General features: G+C 70.3%; 18 protein-coding genes. 7 read left to right on the forward strand and 11 right to left on the reverse strand.

The window, feature by feature from the left end; translation table 11 throughout:
- Nucleotides 1-19: 19 nt before the first annotated feature.
- From IE226_RS08015 to IE226_RS08055, 9 genes are all read right to left on the reverse strand, one after another.
- Nucleotides 20-1,786 (reverse strand): IucA/IucC family protein, encoded by a 1,767-nt coding sequence (locus IE226_RS08015; protein ID WP_190080329.1) that lies wholly within the window; start codon nucleotides 1,784-1,786, stop codon nucleotides 20-22.
- The gene (locus IE226_RS08020; RefSeq protein WP_190080330.1) at nucleotides 1,783-2,361 is read right to left on the reverse strand and encodes a GNAT family N-acetyltransferase; all 579 of its coding nucleotides are present in this window, start codon (nucleotides 2,359-2,361) and stop codon (nucleotides 1,783-1,785) included. The genes IE226_RS08015 and IE226_RS08020 overlap by 4 nt, the downstream gene beginning before the upstream one ends.
- The gene (locus tag IE226_RS08025; protein WP_373306903.1) at nucleotides 2,358-3,659 is read right to left on the reverse strand and encodes a lysine N(6)-hydroxylase/L-ornithine N(5)-oxygenase family protein; all 1,302 of its coding nucleotides are present in this window, start codon (nucleotides 3,657-3,659) and stop codon (nucleotides 2,358-2,360) included. The genes IE226_RS08020 and IE226_RS08025 overlap by 4 nt, the downstream gene beginning before the upstream one ends.
- The gene (locus IE226_RS08030) at nucleotides 3,643-5,091 is read right to left on the reverse strand and encodes a pyridoxal phosphate-dependent decarboxylase family protein (protein WP_190080331.1); all 1,449 of its coding nucleotides are present in this window, start codon (nucleotides 5,089-5,091) and stop codon (nucleotides 3,643-3,645) included. Before IE226_RS08030 ends, IE226_RS08025 begins: the two co-directional genes overlap by 17 nt.
- 192 nt (nucleotides 5,092-5,283) lie before the next feature.
- On the reverse strand, nucleotides 5,284-6,327 hold the full coding sequence (locus tag IE226_RS08035) for an ABC transporter substrate-binding protein (RefSeq protein WP_190080332.1): 1,044 nt from the start codon (nucleotides 6,325-6,327) through the stop codon (nucleotides 5,284-5,286).
- Nucleotides 6,328-6,493: 166 nt separating this feature from the next.
- Nucleotides 6,494-7,648: an acyl-CoA dehydrogenase family protein gene (locus tag IE226_RS08040; RefSeq protein WP_190080333.1), complete on the reverse strand. Its 1,155-nt coding sequence runs from the start codon at nucleotides 7,646-7,648 to the stop codon at nucleotides 6,494-6,496.
- A 6-nt stretch (nucleotides 7,649-7,654) separates the two neighbouring features.
- Complete coding sequence (locus tag IE226_RS08045) at nucleotides 7,655-8,596, reverse strand: hydroxymethylglutaryl-CoA lyase (RefSeq protein WP_190080555.1); 942 nt, start codon at nucleotides 8,594-8,596, stop codon at nucleotides 7,655-7,657.
- Between the two features lie 20 nt (nucleotides 8,597-8,616).
- Complete coding sequence (locus IE226_RS08050) at nucleotides 8,617-10,563, reverse strand: acetyl-CoA carboxylase biotin carboxylase subunit (RefSeq protein WP_190080334.1); 1,947 nt, start codon at nucleotides 10,561-10,563, stop codon at nucleotides 8,617-8,619.
- Between the two features lie 52 nt (nucleotides 10,564-10,615).
- Complete coding sequence (locus IE226_RS08055) at nucleotides 10,616-12,247, reverse strand: carboxyl transferase domain-containing protein (protein ID WP_190080335.1); 1,632 nt, start codon at nucleotides 12,245-12,247, stop codon at nucleotides 10,616-10,618.
- A gap of 87 nt (nucleotides 12,248-12,334) precedes the next feature.
- On the opposite strand from IE226_RS08055, the gene IE226_RS08060 reads away from it, so the two are divergent.
- The 4 genes from IE226_RS08060 to IE226_RS08075 all read left to right on the forward strand — a co-directional run bounded on the left by IE226_RS08060 (nucleotide 12,335) and on the right by IE226_RS08075 (nucleotide 16,260).
- Nucleotides 12,335-12,925, forward strand: coding sequence for an SACE_7040 family transcriptional regulator (locus tag IE226_RS08060; RefSeq protein ID WP_190080336.1), 591 nt, complete (start codon nucleotides 12,335-12,337; stop codon nucleotides 12,923-12,925).
- A 129-nt stretch (nucleotides 12,926-13,054) separates the two neighbouring features.
- The gene (locus IE226_RS08065) at nucleotides 13,055-14,212 is read left to right on the forward strand and encodes an acyl-CoA dehydrogenase family protein (RefSeq protein WP_190080337.1); all 1,158 of its coding nucleotides are present in this window, start codon (nucleotides 13,055-13,057) and stop codon (nucleotides 14,210-14,212) included.
- 88 nt (nucleotides 14,213-14,300) lie between these two features.
- The gene (locus IE226_RS08070; protein WP_190080338.1) at nucleotides 14,301-15,185 is read left to right on the forward strand and encodes an acyl-CoA thioesterase; all 885 of its coding nucleotides are present in this window, start codon (nucleotides 14,301-14,303) and stop codon (nucleotides 15,183-15,185) included.
- Between the two features lie 85 nt (nucleotides 15,186-15,270).
- Nucleotides 15,271-16,260 (forward strand): cation diffusion facilitator family transporter, encoded by a 990-nt coding sequence (locus IE226_RS08075; protein WP_190080339.1) that lies wholly within the window; start codon nucleotides 15,271-15,273, stop codon nucleotides 16,258-16,260.
- Here the strand turns inward: IE226_RS08075 and IE226_RS08080 are convergent.
- Together IE226_RS08080 and IE226_RS08085 are read right to left on the reverse strand one after the other, a co-directional pair.
- Nucleotides 16,244-17,041, reverse strand: a complete 798-nt coding sequence (locus tag IE226_RS08080) for a phosphatase (protein ID WP_190080340.1) — start codon at nucleotides 17,039-17,041, stop codon at nucleotides 16,244-16,246. The genes IE226_RS08075 and IE226_RS08080 overlap by 17 nt on opposite strands.
- Before the next feature lie 180 nt (nucleotides 17,042-17,221).
- A complete protein-coding gene (locus IE226_RS08085) occupies nucleotides 17,222-18,742 on the reverse strand; it encodes a PucR family transcriptional regulator (protein ID WP_190080341.1) in 1,521 nt (506 codons plus the stop codon).
- A gap of 167 nt (nucleotides 18,743-18,909) precedes the next feature.
- Between IE226_RS08085 and IE226_RS08090 the strand changes: the two genes are divergently transcribed.
- The 3 genes from IE226_RS08090 (at nucleotide 18,910) to IE226_RS08100 (ending at nucleotide 23,159) form a co-directional block, all read left to right on the forward strand.
- Nucleotides 18,910-20,379: a sodium:solute symporter family protein gene (locus IE226_RS08090; RefSeq protein ID WP_190080342.1), complete on the forward strand. Its 1,470-nt coding sequence runs from the start codon at nucleotides 18,910-18,912 to the stop codon at nucleotides 20,377-20,379.
- 99 nt (nucleotides 20,380-20,478) lie between these two features.
- Entirely contained in the window at nucleotides 20,479-21,477 is a 999-nt protein-coding gene (gene speB, locus IE226_RS08095) for an agmatinase (RefSeq protein WP_190080343.1), read from the forward strand.
- Nucleotides 21,474-23,159, forward strand: a complete 1,686-nt coding sequence (locus IE226_RS08100; protein WP_190080344.1) for a thiamine pyrophosphate-binding protein — start codon at nucleotides 21,474-21,476, stop codon at nucleotides 23,157-23,159. Before speB ends, IE226_RS08100 begins: the two co-directional genes overlap by 4 nt.
- Nucleotides 23,160-23,248: the final 89 nt, after the last annotated feature.

A 23,248-nucleotide genomic window follows, 5' to 3' on the forward strand; every position in this document is an offset into this window, starting at 1 on the left:
TCGGCTCATGTGCGACCGCCTACGCGATCGGGTTCTCCAGCGTCCCGATCAGTTGCAGCGCGCCCGCCGGATCGGCGAGGTCCACCATCTGTTCGTTGTCCCGCAGCTGGAGCCGGTTCAGGCAGGACCGGGCGAACTCGGGGGCGAACATGTCGTACTGCTTGAACTTGTCGGCCAGTTGGGGCGTGGCCTCCTGGTACGACGTCACGCATTCGGCGACGGCGTTCCAGAACGTCTCCTCGTCCACCAGGCCCTCGGTGACGAGGTTCGCGGACAGGAAGCGGAAGAAGCAGTCGAAGACGTCCGTGAAGATCGACAGGAGCTTCTGGTCGTCGGGGACCTCGACCCGCAGCCGCTCGACCGCGGGCGGAAGGACCGCGTCCGGGTCCATGACCGCGATCTCCTCGGCGATGTCCTTGAAGATCGCCCGCTGTACGACGCCGTCCTTCAGGACCAGGATGACGTTCTCGCCGTGCGGCATGTAGACGAGGTCGTACATGTAGAAGCTGTGCAACAGCGGCGTCAGGTAGGCGTGCAGGTAGCCGCGCAGCCACTCGGCGGGGGTGAGTCCGGAGCGCTCGATGAGGGCGCCCGCGAAGGACGCGCCGTCGAGGTCCGTGTGCAGGAGCGAGGCCATCGTGGCCAGCTGCTCGCCCTCCGCGAGGGACGGCACGGGGCTTTCGCGCCACAGGGCCGCGAGCATTTTGCGGTACGGGGAGTAGCGGTCGGTCGCGGCCTCGTACTCCAGGTGGCGATAGCCGACGGCCGCGCGCTCGCGGATGATCGTGAGGCCCGTCGACTTCAGGGTCTCGTCGCTGTCGATGAGGCCCGCGAGCCAGTCGTTGATCGCCGGGGTCGCCTCCATGTACGCGGCGGAGAGCCCGCGCATGAAGCCCATGTTGATGACCGAGAGGGCCGTTTTGACGTAGTGCTTGGCCGGTTCGCTCTTGTTGAAGAACGTACGGATCGACTGCTGGGCCAGGTACTCGTCGTCGCCCTCGCCCAGGCACACCAGGTGCCGCTGGGCGACCTCCGCCGCGAACGTCACGGAGAGCTTGTTCCACCACTGCCAGGGGTGGGCCGGGATCAGGAGGTAGTCGTCCGGGTCGAGGCCCTGGTCACGGAGCGTGCGGTCGAAGCGGTCCAGGGTCTCCTGACCCAGCTCGCCGCGCAGGAACGACTCGTAGTCGATGCCGGCGCCCGCGGTGAACGCGGCGCGCTCCTTGCTCGCCGCCAGCCACACGAGCCGTACGGGGCTCGCGGTCTCGGGAGCGTACGAGAGGTACTCGTGCACGCCGAAGCCGAGCCGCCCGTTGTTGGCGACGAAGCAGGGGTGGCCCTCGGTCATGCCGGTCTCGATCTCCTGGAAGCCGGAGCGGGAGAGCTCGGCGGCGGGGATCGCGGGCTTGGTCAGTTTGTAGCAGGTGCCGGAGAGGGTGGAGGAGATCTCCTCCAGGTAGACCGGCAGGATCTCGTCGCTCAGGCCGAGGGCCGTGCGCAGCTCGATGAAGAATTCGAGGGCGTTCAGCGGGAGTTCGGTGCCGTCGCGGTGCCGGGATATGGAGTCGGCGTCGACCTGCCAGTGGTCGAGCCGAAGACGCTTGGCCGTGAAGCGGTAGCGGGTCAGGGCGTCGTCGCTGCGGATGACGTATTTGTCCTCGCCCAGTGGCTCCGGGGTGAAGAGTCGCTCGTGGGAGAACTCGGCGATGGCTTTGCGGATGAGGAGGCGGTTGGCCTGCTCCCAGCGCTCGGGGGAGAGGTGCGCCGTTGCGTCGGACAGGGTCATATCGCCGATTCCCTTTCGCGTACTGCTGTTTCGAACTGTTCGCGGGTGCAGAAGCTCAGCAGAGCTCTTTTCTCCGGCTTCTGGATGACTTGGGAGGCGCGGAACCCGACGGCTTCGTTGAGGGCGTGCACGGCCGTGTTGTCGATGTCGGGTTCGACCACCACGCGGGCCGTCTCCGGGTCGGCGAAGAGCGTCGCCATGACCTTGGTGATCACGGCCCGGGTGAAGCCGGGGACGCGGACGTCGGACGGGGCGGTGAGGAAGTGCATGCCCACGTCGCCGGGCTCGGGGTCGTAGAGGCCGACCAGTTCGACGTACCGCGGGTCGTAGCGCTCCATCAGGAAGGCGGGGACGCCTTTGTGCAGGCCGATGAACGCGTCGTGGTGCTCGTGGGCGGCGATCGCCATGTACTCGCGCTCGACGTCCGGGAGCGTCGCGTCCTGCATCATCCAGAACGAGGCCTTGGGGTGCGTGACCCAGCCGTGCAGGAGTTCGGCGTCCTTCAGGGGGTCGAGGGGGCGCAGGGTCAGGTCTGCGGTATTGCCGGGGGTGCCGGGGGTGCTCGGGTCGGTCATACGGCGAACTCCTGGAACGCGATGGACTTCTCGACGGGGTAGTACTCCGCGCCGAGCAGCTCACCGATGATGTACGCGTTGCGGTAGGGGCCCATGCCCAGGTCGGGGCTGGTCAGGGAGTGGGCGTGCACGGCACCGTTCTGGAGGAAGATGCCGCGCCCCGTGGTGTCGATCGAGTAATTGCGGGCGACCTCGAAGCGGCCCCGGCCGTCCCAGCGGATGCGGTCGCGCACCGGCTCCAGGAAGTCGGGCGTCGCGTACTGGTATCCGGTGGCCAGGATCAGGCCCTCGGACTCCAGCTCGAAGTCCTTGCCCTGCTCGTCCTGGCGCAGGCCCAGGGTGTAGGTGCCGTTCTCGTGACGCGCGCTCTGCAGCGAGGAGTTGGTGAGCAGGCGCGTCGGCACCGGGCCGTCGAGGTTCTTCTGGTAGAGCAGGTCGAAGATGTCGTTGATCAGGTCGCCGTCGATGCCCTTGAAGAGGGTCTTCTGCTGATCCTGGAGGCGGTAGCGGGTGGCTTCCGGCAGCGCGTGGAAATAGTCGACGTACTCCGGAGAGGTCATCTCCAGGGTCAGCTTGGTGTACTCCAGGGGGAAGAAGCGCGGGGAGCGCGTGACCCAGTTGAGCTTGTAGCCGTGGACGTCGATCTCGCTCAGGAGGTCGTAGTAGATCTCGGCGGCGGACTGGCCGCTGCCGACGAGCGTGATCGACTTCTTGCGCTGGAGCTCCGGCTTGCTCTGCAGATAGCGGGAGTTGTGGATGAAGTCGCCGCCGAGGTCCGCGCACGCCTCGGGGATGTGCGGCGGCGTGCCGGTCCCGAGGACGAGGTGGCGGGCGCGCAGGGTGTCGCCGGTGGAGGTGTGGACGACGTAGAGGTCGTCGGCGTACGTCACCTCGGTCACCGTCGTACTGAAGCGGACCGAGGAGAGCTTGGCGGCGGCCCAGCGGCAGTAGTCGTTGTACTCGGTGCGCAGCGGATAGAAGTTCTCGCGTATGTAGAACGAGTACAGCCGTCCCGCTTCCTTCAGGTAGTTCAGGAAGGAGTACGGGGACGTCGGGTCCGCGAGCGTGACGAGGTCCGACATGAACGGGGTCTGGAGGTGTGCGCCCTCCAGGAACATGCCCGAGTGCCACTCGAAGTCCGGCTTGGACTCCAGGAAGAGGCCGCTGAGCTCCTCGATGGGTTCGGTCAGACAGGCGAGGCCGAGGTTGAAGGGGCCGAGGCCGATACCGATGAAGTCCAGCGGTTCCACCGGTCCCGCCGATTCCAGGGGCTCTCGGTGATCAGGAAGCGCGGTCAAGGGTCTCTCCCGGGTACTGCTCGGCGTGGCCGGCGATCAGATCGAGGACGGCCGTGATGTCGGCGACCGTGGTCTCGGGATTGAGCAGGGTGAACTTGAGGTACTGGCGCTCGCCGACCTTGGTGCCCGCGACGACGGCGTCACCGGAGGCGAAAAGCGCCTTGCGGGCGTAGAGGTTGGCGCGGTCGATCGCGGTGGGGTCGCAGATCGATTCGGGGATGTAGCGGAAGACGAGCGTCGACAGCTGCGGCTCCACGACGACGTCGTAGCGCGGGTCGGCGGCGAGCAGCCGCCAGCCCTCCTGCGCCATGTCGCACACGGAGTCGAAGAGCTCGCCGACGGCGTCGGCGCCCATCACCCGCAGCGTCATCCACAGCTTCAGGGCGTCGAAGCGCCGCGTCGTCTGCAGGGACTTGTCGACCTGGTTGGGGATACGTTCCTGCACCATGCGGCGCGGGTTGAGGTACTCCGCGTGGTACGTCGCGTGGCTCAGCGTCGTCCGGTCCCGGACCAGGACGGCGGAGGAGCTCACCGGCTGGAAGAAGGACTTGTGGTAGTCCACGGTCACGGAGTCGGCGCGGTCGATGCCGTCGAGCAGGTGGCGGTTCTTGAGCGAGGCGAGCAGCCCGCAGCCGTACGCCGCGTCGACGTGCATCCAGGTGCCGTACTGCTCGCAGAGTTCGGCGATCTCGGGGAGCGGGTCGATGGAGCCGAAGTCGGTGGTGCCGGCCGTGGCGACGACCGCCATGGGGGTGAGGTCGTTGTCGCGGCAGCGCTCCAGCTCGCGGGCGAGTGCGACGGTCTGCATGCGCTTGTCGTGATCGGTGGGGATGACGATCACGGCGTCCTCGCCGAGGCCGAGCAGCGTCGCGGCCTTCTGGATGCTGAAGTGGCCTACCTCGGAGGCGAAGATGCGCAGCTCGGAGGCGGGCTTGCCGGCTTTGGCGGCCTCTTCGCGGGCGAGCAGCATGGCTTGCAGGTTGGACTGCGAGCCGCCGCTCGTGAAAACGCCGTCGGCGGCCGGGCCGAGCCCGATGCGTTCGGCGGTCCAGTCGATGAGACGGCGCTCGATCAGTGTGCCGCCGGCGGATTGATCCCAGGTGTCGAGGGAAGAGTTGACCGCGGAGAGCACCGCCTCGCCGAGCACGGCCGGAATGACGACCGGGCAGTTGAGGTGCGCGAGGTAGCGGGGGTGGTGAAAGTACACGGCGTCGCGCAGGTAGAGCTCGTCGAGCTCGTCCAGGGCGGCGATGGTGTCGTGCAGGGGTTCGTCCAGGTCGACGGCCTCGATGCGGGGCGCGAGGTCGTCGACGGAGACGCCGGTGAAAGGGCGTGAGGTGGTGGCGATTCTGGCCGCCACCCGCTCGACTCCTTCGGTCACGGAGCTGCGGTAACGCTCCGCGGTGGTGTCGTTGAGCAGGTGCGAGCGCATGGACTTCCTCTGGGTGAGGGGACTTGGGGGAAGTGAGGTAAGCCTAACCTAACTACCCCCCTGCTTAAACACAGGGGGTCCCTCTGGTCACCAAGAGGCAGAAAAACGGAACAGCCCTCTCCGGAATGCGGAGAGGGCTGTGCTGCGAGGCCTCCGGGGAGGCCTTGTGGGGTTGCCTTCGAGGGCCGGGGGTCAGCTGACCTTCTTCGCCTTCTCGATCGCGTCGGCGAGGTCCTCCAGGATCGGGGCGCACTTGTCGTACGAGTAGATGGGCTCGGTGACGCGCGGGATGACCTGGCCGGCCTTGACCGCGGGGAGCTTCGCCCAGGTCGGCTTGGACTTGTCCAGGGCGTCGGGCTGCAGGGCGGAGGTGCGGTTGTCCATCATGATGACGTCCGCGCCGTGCTTGTTGACGTTCTCCCAGCTCAGGTTCTCGAACCAGCCGCCGCTTTCCTTCTTCGAGGCCTCGGACGGCTCGACGAAGTTCACGCCGAGGGACTTGAAGTACTCCAGGTCGGCGGAGAGGTTCGTCCCGGAGACGTAGAAGATGTCCTGGCTCGCCGAGCCGACCATGACCTTGATGTCCTTGTTCGCCTTGGCGACCTTGCGCAGGCGCTCGGCGGCGTCCTCGAAGCGCTTCTTCGCCTTGACGACCTTCTCGGACTTCACGTCCGCGCCGAGCGACTCGGCGAGCGAGAGCAGGCGCTGGAGGGGCTGGGTCATCTGGCGGTCGTAGACGCTGATGCCGACGCTCGGGGCGAGCTTGAGGATCTTGTCCTTGCTCTCCTCGGGCACGTACCAGAGGGTGCCCGCGTCGTCGAACATCGTGGAGACGAGGAGGTCGGGGGCGAGGCCCGCGTACTTCTCGATGTTGAACTGGCCCCATTCGTTGCCGAGGACAGTCAGCTTGCTGACGTCCATGTCGCCGGCCTGGACGTCGGCCTTGCCGTCCTTGGTCTTCGTCGGGCCGAAGACGCCCTTGACCTCGACGCCGTAGTCGAAGAGGGCGGCGGCGACGCCGGTGAAGGCCACGATGTTCTTCGGGGTGCCCTTGCTCTCGGCGGTCTTGCCCCGGTCGTCCTTGAAGCTCCAGGGGCCGGAGTCCCCGGAATCCGCCGCGCCCGAGCCGTCCTTCTTCTCGTCGCCGCAGGCTGCCAGCAGGGCCGTGAGGCCGAGGGCACCGCCTGCGGCGAGGATGCCGCGGCGGGAGGGCTGGGGGAGGCGGGCGTTGGGCATGGGATCTCTGCTTTCGTGAGGACGGCGGCGGGCGGCCACTGGCCGGAATCAGCGCTTAGGCTAACCTAACCTAAGCGGAAGTCCAGCGGCCGTTCGCCGTCGCCTTCCCCGGCGCGGTAGTGGTTATCCGGCCGTTTTCCGGGGCGGTGTCCGCGCAGCCCCCCGGCTATCCCGCGAAGCCCAGCTCCCTGGCGATCAGCATGCGCTGCACCTCGCTGGTCCCCTCGCCGATCTCCAGGATCTTGGAGTCCCGCCACATCCGGGCCACCGGATACTCGTTCATGAAGCCGTACCCGCCGTGGATCTGCGTGGCCTCGCGGGCGTTGTCGACGGCGACCGTGGAGGAGTAGAGCTTCGCGATCGCGGCCTCCTTCTTGAAGGGCTCGCCGCCGACCAGCCGTGACGCCGCGTCGCGCCAGCCGACCCGGGCCATGTGCGCCCGCATCTCCATATCGGCGATCTTGAACTGGATCGCCTGGTTCGCCCCGATCGGCTTGCCGAAGGCGTGCCGCTCACGGGCGTACTTCACGGACTCGTCCACGCAGCCCTGCGCGAGGCCCGTCGCGAGCGCGGAGATGGCGACCCGTCCCTCGTCGAGAATCCGGAGGAACTGGGCATATCCGCGCCCCTCTTCGCCGAGGAGGTTGGCCACCGGCACCCGTACGTCCGAGAAGGAGAGCTCGCGGGTGTCCGAGGCGTTCCAGCCGACCTTCGAGTACGGCGCCGCGACCGTGAAGCCGGGCGTCCCGGACGGCACGATGATCGAGGAGATCAGCGGACGGCCGTCCTCCTTGCGGCCGGTGACGGCCGTGACCGTGACCAGGCCCGTGATGTCCGTGCCGGAGTTGGTGATGAAGCACTTGGAGCCGTTGATCACCCACTCGTCGCCCTCGCGCACCGCGGTGGTCCGCGTGCCGCCCGCGTCCGAGCCGCCGTCCGGCTCGGTCAGGCCGAAGGCGCCGAGCAGTTCACCGGAACAGAGCCGGGGCAGCCACTCGCGCTTCTGCTCGTCCGTGCCGAAGAGATGGATCGGCATGGCGCCGAGGGAGACGCCCGCCTCCAGGGTGATCGCCACCGAGGAGTCGACCCGCGCCAGCTCTTCGAGCGCGATGCCGAGGGCGAGATAGTCACCGCCCATGCCTCCGTACTCCTCGGGGAAGGGCAGGCCGAACAGGCCCATGCGGCCCATCTCACGGACGATCTCGTACGGGAACTCGTGGCGCTCGTAGAGGTCGCCGATCTTCGGGGCGACGACCTCGTGCGCGAACTCCTCGACGGTGCGGCGGAGTTCCTCGTGCTCGGGGGACAGACGGTGGTCCATCGTTCTTCACTGCTCCTGGTGGGAGGTGCCCGTCAGGGCACGGACGGTGCGGGACGGGCTGGGTCGGCCCAGTTGTTCGGCCATCCACGCGCTGGTGGCGGTGAGGCGGCCGAGATCGACGCCGGTCTCGATGCCGAGGCCGTCGAGCATCCATACGAGGTCTTCGGTGGCGAGGTTGCCGGTGGCGCTCTTCGCGTACGGACAGCCGCCGAGGCCGCCCGCCGACGCGTCGACCGTGCGCACGCCGTGCTGGAGGGCGGCGAGGGTGTTGGCGAGCGCCTGGCCGTACGTGTCGTGGAAGTGCACGCCGATGCGGTCCGTCGGCACGCCCGCTTCGTTCAACCCGGCGAGCAGGGCGAGGACGTGGCCCGGTGTGGCGACGCCGATGGTGTCGCCGAGGCTCAGCTCGTCGCACCCCATGTCCAGGAGGGCCTTCGCGGTGCGGACGACCTGCGCGACGGGCACCGCGCCCTCCCATGGGTCGCCGAAGCACATCGAGAGATAGCCGCGCACCCGCACGTCCTGCTCGCGGGCGCGGGTCACGACCGGCTCCGACATCGCCAGGGCCTCGGCCATCGTGCGGTTGAGGTTGGCCTTGGCGAAGGACTCCGTGGCGCTGACGAAGACGGCGACGTTGCGGGCGCCGAGCGCCAGCGCGCGGTCGAGGCCGCGGTCGTTCGGCACCAGGACCGGGAGCTGTGCCTCCGCGTCCTGTTCGAGGTCCCGCACGAGGGGGAACAGCAGCTCGGAGTCGGCCAGTTGGGGCACCCACTTGGGGTGCACGAAGCTGGTCGCCTCGACGGTCGTGAGGCCCGCGGCGGCGAGACGGCGGATGAACTCCGCCTTGATCTCGGTGGGGACGACCGCTTTCTCGTTCTGCAGGCCGTCCCGTGCGCCCACCTCGTAGATCCGGACGCGGGGCGGGAGCGCCGGGGCGGGGACGGTCATCGGGAGCGCCGTGGGGAGCGTCACTTCTCCTCCTGCGGGGTCTCGTCGGGGATCACCACGGCCAGGATCTGGTCCATGGCGACGGTCGCGCCCGGCGCGACGTCGAGTTCGCTGACGGTGCCCGCGTGCGGGGCGGAGATGACGTGCTCCATCTTCATGGCCTCCACCACGAGGAGGCTCTGCCCCCGGTCCACGTGATCGCCGGTGGAGACCTTGACGACCGTGACGGTGCCGGGCATGGGGGCGGCCAGCGTGTCGGCCCCGCTGTGGGCGGCGCCGGTGAGGCTTGCCGCCACGGGGTCGTGGTCCATGACGTGCCAGGCGTCGCCGTCCCTGCCCAGCCAGTCGGCGGCGCGGTGGAAGGTGTGGGTGAGGCCGTCCACGTGGACCGTGACGCGGCCGGGCTCCACGGTGCGCGGGCCCGCGCCCGCGACGTGCGCGACGGGCTCGTGTCCCGGCACTCGCAGGTGGTGCGTCAGCGGGGCCGGGGTACCGCCCATGCGCCAGCCGCGCGGAACCGAGAACGGGTCGCGCCAGCCCTCGCCGGTGGGTTCCAGGGCGGCGGCGCGCACGGCCGCCGCGGCTTCGTACACCTCGTCGGGCACTTTGGCGGGGACGAGGCCTTCCGCCTCGCGCTCCACCAGGCCCGTGTCCAAGTCGCCGGCCACCACCGCCGGGTGGGCGAGCAGGCGGCGCAGGAACCCCGCGTTGGTCGGCACTCCCAGGGTGACCGTCTCCGCCAGGGCGGCCCGCAGCTTGCGCAGGGCGGTGGGGCGGTCGGGGCCGTACGCGATGACCTTCGAGAGCATCGGGTCGTACAGGCTGCCGACCTCCGTGCCCTCGCTCAGCCCGGAGTCGGTGCGCACACCGTCTCCCTGCGGCTCGCGCAGGGCGAGCACGGTGCCGCCGGACGGCAGGAAACCGCGCGCGGGGTCCTCGGCGCAGACGCGGGCCTCGATCGCGTGGCCCGTGAGCGCGATGTCCTCCTGCCCGTACGGCAGTTGCTCCCCGGCGGCGACCCGCAGCTGCCACTCCACCAGGTCGATGCCGGTGATCAGCTCCGTCACCGGGTGCTCCACCTGGAGCCGCGTGTTCATCTCCATGAAGTAGTACGAGGACGGGTCCTTGCCCGGCACGATGAACTCCACCGTGCCCGCGCCCGCATACCCGCAGGAGCGCGCGGCCTGTACCGCCGCCTCGCCCATCGACGCGCGCGTGGCCTCGTCGAGCAGGACGCTCGGCGCCTCCTCGATGATCTTCTGGTGGCGGCGCTGGAGCGAGCACTCGCGCTCGCCGAGATGGATCACGTTCCCGTGGCCGTCCGCGAGGACCTGGATCTCGATGTGCCGGGGGCGGTCGACCCACCGCTCCACGAGCAGCGTGTCGTCACCGAAGGACGACCGCGCCTCGCGTCGCGCGGCGGCGATCTCGTCCGCGAGCAGGGCGGCGTCCCGCACGAGCCGCATGCCCTTGCCGCCGCCGCCCGCGGAGGGCTTGAGCAGCACCGGCATGCCGATCTCCCGCGCCGCGTCGGCCAGTTGCCCGTCGGTCAGGCCGCTGCCCGAGGAGCCGGGGACGACCGGGACCCCGGCCGCCTTCACCGTCTCCTTGGCGCGGATCTTGTCGCCCATCAGGTCGATCGCCGATGCGGGCGGCCCGATGAAGACCAGGCCGGCGTCGGCGCAGGCCTGCGCGAACCCGGCGTTCTCCGCGAGGAAGCCGTACCCCGGATGGACCGCCTGAGCGCCGCTGCGCGCCGCCGCTTCGAGCAGCCGCTCGGCCGACAGATAGCTCTCCGAGGCCGGTGCGGGGCCCAGGCGCACGGCTGTGTCGGCCTCGCGCACGTGGCGGGCGTCCGCGTCCGCGTCGCTGAACACGGCGACCGAGCGCACGCCGAGCGCGCGCAGCGTCCGGATCACGCGGACCGCGATCTCGCCCCTGTTGGCGACCAGAACCGTGTCGAACATCGTCCCTCTCCCGGGAGTGGTCCCTTGCTGGAAGTCGCTCATCGTCCGCCCCTCACATCCGGAAGACGCCGAAGCCGGGCGCTGCGGAGTCCCTTGGGGGAATTGGCGCCTCAGCACACGCGGTCAGGGCGAGGCCGAGGACCTGCCGGGTCTCCATGGGGTCGATCACGCCGTCGTCCCACAGCCGCGCGGTGGCGTAATAGGCGTTGCCCTGCTCCTCGTACTGGGCGCGGACCGGGTCCTTGAAGGCCTGCTCGTCCTCCTGCGACCACTCCTCGCCGCGCGCCTCGAGCTGGTCGCGCTTGACGGTCGCGAGGACCGACGCGGCCTGCTCGCCGCCCATCACGGAGATCTTGGCGTTCGGCCACATCCACAGGAAGCGGGGGGAGTAGGCCCGGCCGCACATGGAGTAGTTGCCCGCTCCGTACGAACCGCCGATGACGATCGTCAGCTTCGGTACGCGGGTGCAGGCCACCGCGGTCACCATCTTGGCGCCGTGCTTGGCGATGCCGCCCGCCTCATAGTCCCGGCCGACCATGAAGCCGGAGATGTTCTGCAGGAAGACGAGGGGGATGCCGCGCTGGTCGCACAGCTCGATGAAGTGGGCGCCCTTCTGGGCGGACTCGGAGAACAGGATGCCGTTGTTCGCGACGATGCCGACCGGGTGGCCGTGCACGTGGGCGAAGCCGGTCACCAGCGTCGTGCCGTACTCCGCCTTGAACTCGGCGAAGCGCGAGCCGTCGACCACGCGCGCGATCACCTCGCGGACGTCATAGGGGGTACGGGAGTCCGTCGGCACCGCTCCATAGAGCCCGAGGGGGTCGACCTTCGGCTCCTCGACCGGGCGGATGTCCCACGGAATTGCGCCGCGCTCCGGGAGCGTGGAGACGATCGTCCGCACGATCCGCAGCGCGTGCGCGTCGTCCTCCGCGAGGTGGTCCGTCACCCCGGAGACCCGCGAGTGCACCTCGCCGCCGCCCAGCTCCTCGGCCGTCACGACCTCACCGGTCGCCGCCTTCACCAGGGGCGGGCCGCCGAGGAAGATCGTCCCCTGACCGCGGACGATCACCGCTTCGTCGCTCATCGCGGGGACATACGCCCCGCCCGCCGTGCACGAGCCGAGTACGGCCGCGATCTGCGGGATGCCCGCCCCGGACATCCTCGCCTGGTTGTAGAAGATCCGCCCGAAGTGCTCGCGGTCCGGGAAGACGTCGTCCTGCATGGGCAGGAAGGCGCCGCCCGAGTCCACCAGATACAGGCAGGGGAGGCGGTTCTCCAGCGCGACCTCCTGGGCGCGCAGATGCTTCTTCACCGTCATGGGGTAATACGTGCCGCCCTTGACGGTGGCGTCGTTGGCGACGATCACGCAGGTGCGCCCGGAGACCCGGCCGATCCCCGCGATGACTCCGGCGGCCGGTGCGTCCCCGCCGTACAACCCGTCGGCCGCGAGCGGTGCCAGCTCCAGGAAGGGCGAACCGGGGTCGAGCACGCCGTCCACGCGGTCGCGGGGGAGCAGCTTGCCGCGTGCGACGTGCCGGGCGCGGGCCCGCTCGCCGCCGCCGAGCCTGGCCGCCGCGAGCTTGGCCCGCAGGTCTTCGACGAGGGCGGTGTGTGCCGCCTCGTTCGTCCGCCATGCCTCGGACGCGGGATCAGCCGCGCTCGTCAGCACCGGTGCCTGCAGCATCAGTCGAGCCCCCTTGCTCGGTTAATGAGCGTTAACGCGTTTCCTTCAGGTTAACGAGCGCTAACCGCTCTGTCTAGAATTGATTCCATGGCCACCAGAACCGACGCCCCCACCCGTCGCGAGCAAATCCTCAGGGAAGCCGCCCGGCTCTTCGCCGAGCGCGGCTTCCACGGAGTCGGAGTGGACGAGATAGGGGCGGCCGTCGGCATCAGCGGGCCCGGTCTCTACCGCCACTTCGCGGGCAAGGACGCGATGCTCGCCGAGCTGCTCGTCGGCATCAGCGGACAGCTCCTGACCGGCGGCAAGCGGTGCGTGGCCGACGCGGACGGGTCGCCGGAACAGGCGCTCGACGCCCTCATCGACGGGCACATCGACTTCGCCCTGAACGACCGCTCCCTGATCACCCTGCACGACCGTGAGCTCGACCGGCTGCGGGACACCGACCGCAAGCTGGTCCGACAGCTCCAGCGGCAGTACGTGGAGATCTGGGTCGACGTCGTGCGCAAGGTCTATCCGGACCTCGCGGAGAACGCGGCCCGCGTCTGCGTGCATGCCGTCTTCGGCCTGCTCAACTCCACGCCGCACCTGAGCCGCCGCGACGTACTGCCCAGCCGCACGGCCATGGCCGAGCTGTTGCACGGCCTCGCCCGTGGGGCGTTCGCGGCGGCCGTGGCGTGACGGGAGCGACAGAACTTCTCTCTGGACGACCCGGTGACCGGCGGGTAACGTTTGTCTGAGCAAGCGCTTAGTCGTGTTGTGTCCGCTTGCGTCCGCCCGAGCCTGGTGTCGTATCGAAGGAGTCCCCCCGTGCGCCGTACCGTTTTCAATGAGGACCACGAGGCGTTCCGGGAGACCCTGCGCGCCTTCATCGAGGCCGAGGTCGTCCCGGTCCACGAGGAGTGGTTCGCCGCGGGTCAGGTGCCGCGCGAGTTCTACTACAAGCTCGCCGAGCTCGGCCTCTTCGGCATCAACGTCCCCGAGGAGTTCGGCGGCGCGGGCCTGGACACCCACAAGTTCGAGGCCATCCAGTACGAGGAGACCGCCCGCGCGGGCGTCACCTTCGGCGGCTCCGGCGTGCACGTGCTGCTCGCCCTGCCCTACATCAAGGCGCTCGCCACCGACGAGCAGAAGAAGCGCTACCTCGAGAAGTTCGTCTCCGCCGAGGAGATGTGGGCCCTGGCGATGACCGAGCCGGGCACCGGCTCCGACCTCGCGGGCATGAAGAGCACGGCCAAGCTCTCCGAGGACGGCACGCACTACGTCCTCAACGGCTCCAAGACCTTCATCACCGGCGGCGTGCACGCCGACCGCGTGATCGTCTGCGCCCGGACCTCCGCGCCCACCGCCGAGGACCGCCGCTACGGCATCTCCCTCTTCGCCGTCGACACCAAGTCCGAGGGCTACTCCATCGGCCGCAAGCTCGACAAGCTCGGCCTGAAGACCTCCGACACCGCCGAGCTGGCCTTCGTCGACGTCAAGGTCCCCGTCGAGGACCTCCTCGGCGAGGAGAACAAGGGCTTCTACTACCTCGGCAGCAACCTCCCCTCCGAGCGCTGGGGCATCGCCTACGGCGCGTACGCGCAGGCCAAGGCCGCCGTCCGGTTCGCCAAGGAGTACGTCCAGGACCGCACGGTCTTCGGCAAGACGGTCGCCTCCTTCCAGAACACCAAGTTCGAGCTGGCCGCCTGCCAGGCCGAGGTGGACGCCGCCGAGGCCGTCGCCGACCGCGCGCTCGAAGCCCTGGACGCGGGCGAGCTGACCGCCGCAGAGGCCGCCTCCGCGAAGCTGTTCAACACCGAGGTCGCGCACCGCGTCATCGACAAGTGCCTCCAGCTCCACGGCGGCTACGGCTTCATGAACGAGTACCCCATCGCCCGTCTGTACGCGGACAACCGCGTCAACCGCATCTACGGCGGCACCAGCGAGGTCATGAAGATGATCATCGCCAAGAACATGGGCCTGTAGGAACACGCGCCTGTAAGAACACGGGCCTGTAAGGACGTGGCCTTGTAAGGACATGGTCCTGTAAAGACCGCCCTGTAGAACTGGATCCATGAACAAGGCACTTGAGTCACTCCTCGATCTGCTCGACCTGGAGCAGATCGAGGAGGACATATTCCGGGGCGAGAGCCGCTCGGCGCTCGTCCCGCGCGTCTTCGGCGGCCAGGTGGCCGCCCAGGCGCTGGTGGCGGCGGGGCGCACCGTCCCCGCCGACAGGCCCGCCCACTCCCTGCACGCGTACTTCCTGCGTGCGGGAGACCCGGGCGCGCCCATCGTCTACACCGTCGACCGGATCCGCGACGGCCGCTCCTTCACCACGCGCCGCGTCGTCGCCGTCCAGCACGGGCAGCCGATATTCCACCTCTCCGCGTCCTTCCAGACGTACGAAGAGGGCCTTGAGCACCAGACGGGGATGCCGGCCGCGCCGGACCCGGAGACGCTTCCGACCGCCGCCGAGATGCTGCCGCGCCATCTGCCGCAGCACGTCGCCGACCGTCTGATCGAGGCCCGCGCGGCCGTCGATCTGCGCTACGTGGACGCGCCGCCCTGGGCCACGGTCGGGCAGCCGCGCGAACCGCGCTCCCAGGTGTGGTTCCGCACGAACGGCAAGCTCGACGTCGACGACTCCGCCCACCACACGGTCGACTCCCTGCTGCACGTCTGCCTCGCCACGTACGTCTCCGACATGACGCTCCTCGACTCGGTGCTGCTCGCGCACGGCCGCGGCGGCTGGGCGGTCGGTGACGTCGTCGGCGCCTCGCTCGACCACGCGATGTGGTTCCACCGCCCCTTCAAGGCGGACGAATGGCTCCTGTACGACCAGGAGTCGCCGTCGGCGTCCGGCGGGCGCGGACTCGGACAGGCGCGGATCTGGACGCAGGACGGGCAGCTCGCGGTGACGGTGATTCAGGAAGGCGTCGTTCGCGTTCCCCGGTGAACCGAGAGGGCGTCGTTCGCGTTCCCCGGTTGAACCGAGAGGGCGTAGTTCGCGTTCCCCGGTGATCGGACATACCGTCAGATACATGAGCGAGCAGGTCGACAGAGTCCAGCCCGAGCCGCCCGGGGGCGGCGGCGAGAGCACCTTCACCGTCATCGTCGCCGCCGTCGCCAACCTCGGCATCGCCGTCGCCAAGGCCGTCGCCGGTCTCATCAGCGGGTCGAGCGCGATGCTCTCCGAAGCGGCGCACTCCCTGGCCGACACCGTCACCGAGCTGCTGCTCCTGACCGCCCTGAAGCGCAGCGAGAAGCCGGCCGACGAGGAGCACCCGCTCGGCTACGGTCCCGAGCGCTACATCTGGGCGATGCTCGCGGCGGTCGCCACCTTCGTCGGCGGCGCCGTCTTCTCGATCTACGACGGCATCCACACGCTGGTGGCCGGCGAAGAGCTCGGCGACCCGCTCATCTCGTACATCGTGCTCGCCGTCGCCCTGCTCCTGGAGGGCTACTCGCTGCGCACCGGCGTCAAGCAGGCCCGGGGCGAGGCGGATCGTTTCGGGGCCTCCTTCGGGCGCTATCTGCGCTACACGCCCGACACCGCCGTGAAGGCCGTCGTCTTGGAGGACTCCGCCGCCATCGCCGGCCTCGTGCTCGCCGCCCTCGGCCTGCTCGGCGGGCAGCTCACCGGCTCCGGGGTGTGGGACGGCGTGGCCTCCCTCTGTATCGGCGCCCTGCTCCTGTACGTCGCCTGGGTGCTCGGCCGCAGCAACGCGCAGCTCCTCATCGGCCGCCCGCTGCCGAAACCGATGCGCGAGGAGATCCGCGACGAACTCCTCGCCTCCGAGCACGTCGAGGCCGTGCTCGAACTGACGACGCTGCTCCAGGGGCCGCGCGAGGCGCTCGTCGCCGCCAAGGTCGACTTCCGGGACGCGTCGACCGCGGCACAGATCGAGTGGGCCTGCGAGCAGGCCGAGCGGCGGGTGCGGGAGCGGTTTCCCGGCGTACGACGGGTCTACCTGGACCCGACGCCGGGGTACGCCCAGCGCCGCGAGGAAGGGCTCAACCCGTGGCCGTGAGGCCCGCGGCGTCCAGGAGGTAGGCCGTCATCGGGTCGTAGTGGCGCGGGCTCGTCACGTGGTCGTCCAGCGGCACCGTCACCTGGACGGTGCCCTCGGCCTCGCCGATGAAAAGGGCGGGGTCGTTGCAGTCCGCGTACCCGACGGAGTCGATGCCGCGCTGGCCCGCCCGGCCGGCCCAGCCGTGGTCGGCGACGACCAGGTCGGGCAGCGGGCGCCCCTCGCGCTCCAGGCCGTCCAGGATCGCGTTCATCGGCTCGGGGGAGTGCGTGTGCCACAGGGTCGCGCCGCGCTCCAGCATCGCCACGTCGGCGAACTGGAAGACCATGCCCTCGTCCGCGGTGAGGCCCTCCGGGATGACGACGATCTCGCAGCCCGCCGCGCGCAGGGCGGCGGCCGTCGCACGGTGCACGTCGAGCAGGCCTCCGGGGTGGCCGGTGGCGAAAAGGACCCTCTCCTTGCCGGCCGCCGCCTTGCGCAGGCGCGCCGCCATCCGCTCCAGGGCGTCGACCGTCAGCTCCGGGTCGATGGTGTCCTGCCCGTAGCGGAACTCCGCGTCGTCGACCACGCCGCACCGCTCGGCCATCACCGCGAGGACGTCCTGCTCGTCGGTCCAGCGGTCGCCGAGCTCCAGGCCGAGCCAGTAGTGGCGGTCGCCGTTCGCGAGCTTCCTGTAGTGACTGAGGTTGTTCTCGCGGGGCGTGGCGACGTCACCGGCGATGCGGGAGCGGACTAGGTGGTCGACAAGTGCGGCACGGCTGGGTATGGGCATGGGTCCCATTCTGCCGTCGGTAACCGGCTGGTGGCGGGCAGTCCCGAAGCCTGGACTGTGAAGTGCGCTGCACTGCGTTTGGCTTGAGCGGCTGGGGCTTGTTTCTCCGGCTGCGGGCCGCCTGTGGCTTGTCGCGCCCACGCGGCGGAGCCGCACATGTCACAGCCCCGCGCCCTTACGGGGCGCCCCCTAGTGCCCGCTGCCCAGTGCGAACCACAGCTCCATCCGTACGTCCGGGTCGTCCAAGTCCGCCCCCAGAAGCCCCGCGCACCGCGTGATGCGCTGTCTGACCGTGTTGCGGTGGACGCCCAGTGCCGTTGCCGTGCGGTCCCAGTTGCCGTGCAGGGAGAGCCAGGTGCGCAGGGTTTCGGTGAGTGCCGTGCTGCCGCCGAGCGGGGCGAGCAGCACGCGCGCGTGGGCGGCGGCCTCCGCGGGCGCGACGAGGGCGGCGATGCCCGTCTCGCGGTGCCGGACGAGCGGTGCGCGGGTGGCCTCGGCGCGGCGCAGGGCGCGGTCCGCGCGGGCGTCGGCCGCGGGGAGGTCGCAGGGGGCCGCGGGAGCGGAGGCGCCGAGGGTCCAGCCGGGCTGTGCGGTGAGCGCGCGATCGGCGGGGAGCAGGAGCCGTACGAGGTCGTGGTCGGGGTCCGTGTCGACCAGGCCGCTGCCCAGCGCGGCGGCGAGCGCGGACGCGGCCACGGAGTGGGCCACCGGGTCGTTGCCCGCGTCCCCGCGCGCGTGCACCACGATCCACTCCTCGGCCCCCAGGAGAGGGGTGACATCGCCCGCCGCCGAACCCAGAAGCAGCCGCACCAGCGCCGCCGAGCGCACGGAGTCGGCGGCCCCCTGGTGTTTACCGGTCAGGAGCGAGAGCAGCACGACGGCCACCCCGGTGATGGTGTGGTCCCCCGGCTCGCGCTGCTCGGCGGCGACCCCGAGCGCGAACCCCTCCCCGCCGCCGAGCCCGTACGCGGTGAGGCGGGTGCCGCCCACGGAGTCGGTCGCCGAAGCGGGGACGGGGCCGGGCCGCCCCGCCGTACGTACGACTCCGGAGAGGTCGTGCACGGCCTTGCGCACCCCCGGACCCGGAGCCGTGCCCGCCGTGTGGAGCACCGCGCCGTCCGGTGCGTAGAGCACCGCCCAGCCGCCCAGGCGGGCCGCGAGCTGACGCAGCACCGCCGGTACGGGATCGGGGCGCGCGGCGGCCGTGGCGAGCCCCTGCTGGGCCTCCGTGACGCGGCGCAGTTCGGCGTGCCTGGCCTCCGCCACCAGCTGCCACACCGCGCGGGCGACCCCGCTGAACGTCGTGCGCGGCGGCACTTCGAGGAGCGGAAGGCCGTGGTGGTCGCAGGCGTTCACCAGGGCGCGCGGCACCGTGTCGTGCACGGGGGCCACGCCGAAGCCCAGGGCCGCGCCGCCCGCCTCGACGATCCGCGCCGCGTAGTCGTCCAGATAGACCCCAGCCCCCGCCGGGTCCGAGATGTGCACGCCCGCCGTCAGGAGCAGCTCGCCTCCCAGGAGGTACGGGTAGGGGTCCGCCATCTCCGAGGTGTGCACCCACTGGACGGCCGCCCCGCTCTCCCCGGCGTCGGGCCCCGCGATCTGACGCAGCCCGAGATCCTCCCGGGCGAGCAGGGCGGTGAGCGGGACCGGTGGCGTCGGCGGGGAGACGGAAGGGCTGAGAGGGTCCGGCACGGTGGATGTTCCATCCATATCGATCACGGGAAGTGGATGAAACGTACACTTCAGCGTTGCTTTCCGGCCACCTAAGGTCGTGCCGATCCCGGGCCGCGGGTACGGGCGGATGTCCCCGCGGCCGATTGCTACCCCCTCACCCCCATCTGCACGACACGCCACCGAGGTGCGCGAAGGAGGGCCCTATGGCCGTCGACTACACAGTGATCGTCGTCTATCTCGCCGGCATGCTCGCCATGGGCTGGTGGGGCATGCGCCGCGCCAAGTCCAAGAGTGAGTTCCTGGTCGCCGGACGCCGCCTCGGACCGTGGATGTACTCCGGGACCATGGCCGCCATCGTCCTCGGCGGCGCGTCCACCATCGGCGGCGTCGGCCTCGGCTACCAGTACGGGCTCTCCGGCGCCTGGATGGTCTTCACGATCGGCCTCGGCCTGCTCGCGCTGAGCGTCTTCTTCTCGGCGCGCATCGCACGCCTGAAGGTCTACACCGTCTCCGAGATGCTCGACCTGCGCTACGGAGGGCGCGCGGGCGTCATCTCCGGAGTCGTCATGTGGGCGTACACCCTCATGCTCGCGGTCACCTCGACCATCGCGTACGCCACGATCTTCGACGTCCTGTTCGACATGAACCGCACGGTCGCGATCATCCTCGGCGGTTCGATCGTCGTCGCGTACTCGACGCTCGGCGGCATGTGGTCCATCACGCTCACCGACATGGTGCAGTTCGTGGTGAAGACCATCGGCGTGCTGCTCCTGCTGCTGCCCATCGCGGTCGTCAAGGCCGGCGGCTTCAGCGAGATGAAGGCCAAGCTGCCCACCGAGTACTTCGACCCGCTGGGCATCGGCGGCGAGACGATCTTCACGTACGTCCTGATCTATACGTTCGGCATGCTCATCGGGCAGGACATCTGGCAGCGCGTCTTCACCGCGCGCAGCGACAAGGTCGCCCGCTACGGCGGCACCGTCGCCGGTACTTACTGTCTCGTCTACGCGATCGCGGGCGCCGTCATCGGCACGGCAGCCAAGGTCATGTACCCGAAGCTGCCGAGCGCGGACGCCGCCTTCGCGACCATCGTCAAGGACGAACTGCCCATGGGCGTACGGGGCCTCGTCCTCGCCGCGGCGCTCGCCGCCGTGATGTCCACGTCCTCCGGAGCGCTCATCGCCTGCGCCACCGTGGCCAACAACGACATCTGGTCGCGGCTGAGGGGCGCCGTGAAGTCCGACGGGGCGGGCGACGAGCCGCACGACGAGGTGAAGGGCAACCGCCTCTTCATCCTGATCATGGGCGTCGCCGTCGTCCTCATCGCCATCGCCCTGAACGACGTCGTGCAGGCGCTCACCGTCGCCTACAACCTGCTCGTCGCGGGGCTTCTCGTGCCGATCCTCGGCGGGCTGCTGTGGAAGCGCGGCACCGCCGAAGGCGCCCTCGCCGCCATCGCCGCGGGCGGTCTCTCCGTCATCGGGCTCATGTGGGGCTACGGAATCCTCGCCAACGAGCCCATCTACTACGGCCTGCTGATCTCCCTGGCCGTGTACGTCCTCGTCTCCCTCGCCACCAAGCCCACGGACGCCGGCGTCCTCGCGGCCTGGCGCGAACGGCTCGCGGGCCGGGGGGCCGCCGAGGCGGAGCCGGATACCCCGGTGGCCGTCTAGTTCTCCCGCGCGGCCCGCTGCCGCCACCACTGTCAGTGGGCCGCGCGACACTTGTCCCAGCAGCACAGCAACACTCGTACCAGCAGGAGGAAACCGACCATGAGCAGCGCCGAGACCCCGACCCCCCGCGGCCCGGTCGACTCCTCCCGCATTCCGAGGTACGCGGGCCCGGCGACCTACGCCCGGCTGCCCCGTCTCGACGAGGTGGGCGGCAAGACGGACGTCGCCGTGGTCGGCGTCCCCTTCGACACGGGCGTCTCGTACCGCCCGGGCGCTCGCTTCGGCGGCAACGCCATCCGCGAGGCCTCGCGCCTCCTGCGTCCGTACAACCCCGCGCAGGACGCCTCGCCCTTCGCGCTTGCGCAGGTCGCCGACGCGGGCGACATAGCCGCCAACCCGTTCAACATCAACGAGGCCGTCGAGACGATCGAGGCCGCCGCCGACGACCTCCTCGGCTCCGGCGCCCGCATGATGACGCTCGGCGGTGACCACACCATCGCCCTGCCGCTGCTGCGTTCCGTCGCCAAGAAGCACGGCCCGGTCGCCCTGCTGCACTTCGACGCGCACCTGGACACCTGGGACACGTACTTCGGCGCGGAGTACACCCACGGCACGCCGTTCCGCCGGGCCGTCGAGGAGGGCATCCTCGACACCGAGGCGCTCAGCCACGTCGGCACGCGCGGTCCGCTCTACGGCAAGCAGGACCTCACCGACGACGAGAAGATGGGCTTCGGCATCGTCACCTCGGCGGACATCTACCGCCGAGGCGCCGACGAGGTCGCCGACCAGCTGCGCCAGCGCATCGGCGACCGGCCGCTGTACATATCCATCGACATCGACTGCCTGGACCCGGCCCACGCGCCCGGCACGGGCACCCCGGAGGCGGGTGGCATGACGTCGCGCGAACTCCTGGAGATCCTGCGGGGGCTCTCCTCCTGCAACCTCGTCTCGGCCGACGTCGTCGAAGTCGCCCCCGCCTACGACCACGCGGAGATCACGGCCGTCGCCGCCTCGCACACCGCGTACGAGCTGACGACGATCATGTCCCGCCAGATCGCGGAGGCCCGCCGGACCACCGAGGGGAGCGCGGCCAAGTGACGCACGACCACGACGTAGTACTGCGGCCCACGGAGGCCCAGACGGAGGCGGCCCTGAACCCGCCCCCGGGGCGCAACGGCGGCGACCTCGTCGTGGAGACCCTCCAGGGCCTCGGCGCGACGACGGTCTTCGGCCTGCCCGGCCAGCACGCGCTCGGCATGTTCGACGCCCTGCGGCGCTCGTCCTTGTCGTACGTCGGCCTGCGCGTGGAGAACAACACGGGCTTCGCGGCGGACGCGTACGGCCGGATCACCGGTGAGGTGGCCCCGCTGCTGCTCTCCACCGGGCCCGGCGCCCTGACCTCGCTCGCCGCGCTCCAGGAGGCGGCGGCCGGCTCCTCGCCCGTGCTCGCGATCGGCAGTCAGATCCCGGTGGCGGGCCTCGGCGGCGGCCGGCACGGCTACCTCCACGAGCTGCGCGACCAGCAGGCGTCCTTCCGCGACGTCGTGAAGTCCGTCCACACGGTGCGCACGGCCTCGCAGATCCCCTCCGCGATCGCGGCGGCCTGGGAGTCGGCGCTCACCGCCCCGCACGGCCCGGTGTGGGTGGAGATCCCGCAGGACGTCCTGCTCGCGGAGACCACCCTGCCCGTCGTCACGGCGATGGACGCGACCCCGGACGAGGTCGTCCCGCGCCCCGAGCTGACCGCCGTGGCGGCCGATCTGCTGATCCACGCCGAGCGCCCGGCGATCATCGCGGGTGGCGGAGTCGTGCGGTCGGACGCGAGCGGCAAGCTCCTCGCCCTCGCCGAGCTGGTGAACGCGCCCGTCGTCACGACCTTCGGCGGCAAGGGTGCCTTTCCCTGGGAGCACCCGCTTTCGCTCCAGTCCTGGCTGGAGGACCGGTACACCACCGACTTCCTTGAGGACGCGGACGTCCTTCTGGTGGTCGGCTCGGGGCTCGGCGAGCTCTCCTCGAACTACCACACGTTCAAGCCGCGCGGCCGGGTCATCCAGATCGAGGCGGACGCCGGGAAGCTGGAGTCCAACCACCCGGCGCTCGGCATCCACGCGGACGCGCGGCTCGCGCTCTCCGCCCTCCTGGAGACGATCGACGGCCCCCGCGAGGACCCCTCGGCCCCCGAGCGGGTGCGCACGGTCCTCGCGAAGGTCAAGGAGCGGATCGCCGCCCAGGAGCTCACCCTGGAGCAGCAGGTCCTCGCCTCGGTGCGCGAGGCCCTGCCGGACGCGGCGCCGTCCTTCTGGGACATGACGATCCTGGCGTACTGGGCCTGGTCCGCGTTCGACGCGCGGCGCCCCAACACGATGCACTCGGCGCAGGGCGCGGGCGGCCTCGGGTACGGCTTCCCGGCGGCCCTCGGAGCGGCGGCGGCCGACCCGACGAAGCCGGTCCTTGCCGTGTCGGGCGACGGCGGCGCGATGTACTCGATCGCGGAACTGGCCTCCGCCAAGCAGCACGACCTGCCGGTCACCTGGCTGATCGTGGACGACGGGGGCTACGGAATCCTCCGCGAGTACATGTCCGACGCCTTCGGCGAGCCCACGGCCACGGAGCTCTCCCGCCCCGACTTCGTCGCCCTCGCGGAGTCCTTCGGGGTGCCGGGCGTCCGGACGACCCCGGAGGCCCTGAAGGACGACCTCGCGAAGGCGCTCGCGGAGCCCGGCCCCTCGGTGGTCGTCCTCCCGGCGGTCCTCCGGATGTTCGAGCCCACGCACCTCTGACCCCCGCCGCTCCCGGCCCGCCCGCACTCACTGCGGAAAAGTCCCGGCGTCACACACTTCACACGGTGTGACGCCGGTACTTTTTTGCG

The sequence above is a fragment of the Streptomyces longisporoflavus genome, assembly GCF_014649775.1.
GTDB lineage: Bacteria > Actinomycetota > Actinomycetes > Streptomycetales > Streptomycetaceae > Streptomyces > Streptomyces longisporoflavus.